Raw genomic sequence first — 1,290 nt, 5'->3', positions numbered from 1 at the left:
AGAAAGTCTTCTCCACAGCCTATTTTTGTGTCTGAACAAATACACAATGTATCACTAGTAACTTTAGATGATGAGTTTACCACAGTTTTAAAAACTGAAGAATTGATTAAAAAGTTGTAGTTAGTTGAAACAATACAATCCTAAGGTGTTTGTTTTAACTGTATACGATATACACATTTAGGAACACTGACTTACGCCCATCAAACTAAAACGAAAAAAGCTATTCTATCAGTATATTTCACAAAAAATAGCTTTTTTTCATTTTAGCGGAATTTTGTTTTTTAGCTTGATAGCGATGTGGTGCTACCGTGATCTGGGTGACGTCTTGTTTGTTGTTAATGAAAATAGGTAAAGAAGATAGACTAGTAAACAAGCTGTTTTCTACTTTTAAACATAGAATATAATGAATCCAATTTAACATGAGGGGGGACTTATATTCATGAGAGATGATTGTCGTTTTGAGCACTTCAGAGATTGTGATAGATTTTGGGATGATTTAATGTTCTGTAGACGCAGACATAGAGATTTTGATGATTGTCGTTGTAGACGTGACCGTGACTGCGATTGTGATGAATGTCGTCTCAGACGTAACCGTGATCGTGACTTCGATCGCGATGACCGTCGGGATTGGTAAATCCCATTGGAAAAGTGCTTTGAGGAAAAGCACTTTTTTTGTTCAAGAATTTTCTGGTCTTATTTATTAAGGGAAGATAAGGATAAATAAAAGCCCTCTTTTGGAATCGGAATCGGTTAATTAAGAGCAAACTGGAATTCCTAATGCTATTAAAGTCAATGCTACCTCAAGAAAAATCTCAAGTCTAGCAACTTCGATTCCAGCTACTGAGAGAACTAAAAAAGGTTGGCCATTTACGAATAGAATACAGCTTGTCATGTATACGCCTCCTTTCTAGTAATCTACTACAGTATATGAATTCATTTAAATACTTAATAACTAAATATACGGATTTTGTAGAATTAATAAATTAAATCTGTGCTAACAAAACAAACGAACATAACGAACGAAAATAAGCGTCATTCCATAAGTTCAATAAAATTAACGATTTGAATGTATACTTTTATTAGTGTTTTCTTCGAAATACGGAAAAACAGCGGAAACTCAGTGTTAAAAGGGATTAGAGTGTAAACTGATATCTAAAAATTATCACAAGCGGGTAGATTAGAACTTGAGTTTGCAGCTAAAAAATAACCAGGAATCAAAGTAGGTAAGGGGAGTAGAAAAAGTGAATATGAAAGCTGTTTTGCAAAAAGGTAAATGGGTGTTAATAGCAA

General features: G+C 33.6%; 2 protein-coding genes. One reads left to right on the top strand and one right to left on the bottom strand.

Annotated features, from left to right (window positions below; all coding sequences use genetic code 11):
• Nucleotides 1-439 precede the first annotated feature (439 nt).
• Complete coding sequence (locus AC1DTM_RS27005; protein WP_016104031.1) at nucleotides 440-634, top strand: hypothetical protein; 195 nt, start codon at nucleotides 440-442, stop codon at nucleotides 632-634.
• Between the two features lie 120 nt (nucleotides 635-754).
• Here the strand turns inward: AC1DTM_RS27005 and AC1DTM_RS27000 are convergent, their stop codons facing one another.
• Nucleotides 755-892 carry a DUF3956 family protein gene (locus AC1DTM_RS27000; RefSeq protein WP_016104030.1) on the bottom strand — a complete coding sequence of 46 codons (138 nt, stop codon included), beginning with the start codon at nucleotides 890-892 and terminating at the stop codon, nucleotides 755-757.
• Between the last annotated feature and the right edge of the window lie 398 nt (nucleotides 893-1,290).

It is taken from the genome of Bacillus sp. P4_D3 (assembly GCF_056401855.1).
The sequence above is the reverse complement of the archived record's forward strand: the minus strand, read 5'-3'. Positions and strand labels throughout refer to the sequence as shown.